Genomic DNA, 821 nt, shown 5'->3' on the forward strand with positions numbered 1-821 from the left:
ATCCGCAAGGTCGCCGAACTCGGCTACGACCATGTCGAGATGTCCCCGCGCCCGGATTTCTTCTCCTGGTGGACGCGGCCGAAGCTCTATCCCGAGCGGATCAAGGGCTTCAAGCAGGCGCTGAAGGACAACAATGTCGGCCTCGCCACGATCCAGCCGATGTACCGCTGGGCCTCGCCCTATGCGGATGAATGGGACATGGCGATCGACAACTGGAAGCGCGCCATCGAGTTCGCCATCGAGCTGGAATGCCCGATGTTCGTCTCCGAATTCGGCCGCGGCGGCTCGCCGAACCGCAGCCTGAACGACCGCTCGGGCATCCACCGTCCCGAGGTCTGCGAGGGCCAGTTCCTCAAGGCGATGGACATCCTGGTGCCGATCCTGGAGCGCGAGGGCATCAAGCTGTCGCTCGAGGCCCATCCCGAGGACTGGATCGAGGAGATCGCCCCGGCGATCGACATCATCAAGACGATCAACTCGCCGATGGTGCGCGCCTCCTTCATCGCGCCGCACACGTTCTTCTACGGGCCGGACATGGTGGCGAACCTGAAGGCGACCGAAGGCCTGCTGGAGCATGTGCGCCTCGCGGACACCTATGACCACAACAAGTCCTCGGAGCTGCGCTACATCGTCAACCCGCCGGAATCGAAGGTCCGCGTGCACCAGCACCTGGATTACGGCCAGGGCGAGATCGACTGGGACACGTTCTTCTCCACCCTCGCCGAGATGAAATTCGACGGCGTGCTGTCGAACTGCGTCTTCGGCTGGGAAGACCGCGCCGAGGACAGCGCCCGCTTCATGCTCTCCGAGACCAAGCGCTA

1 protein-coding gene is annotated in these 821 nt (G+C 63.6%); it reads left to right on the forward strand.

Going from position 1 to position 821, the window contains the following annotated elements; genetic code table 11:
• Positions 1–821 (forward strand): sugar phosphate isomerase/epimerase family protein (locus FGX59_RS37080; protein ID WP_370296520.1); only part of this gene is annotated, 821 nt, incomplete at both ends.

The organism is Poseidonocella sp. HB161398 (genome assembly GCF_005870025.1).
GTDB lineage: Bacteria > Pseudomonadota > Alphaproteobacteria > Rhodobacterales > Rhodobacteraceae > Mangrovicoccus.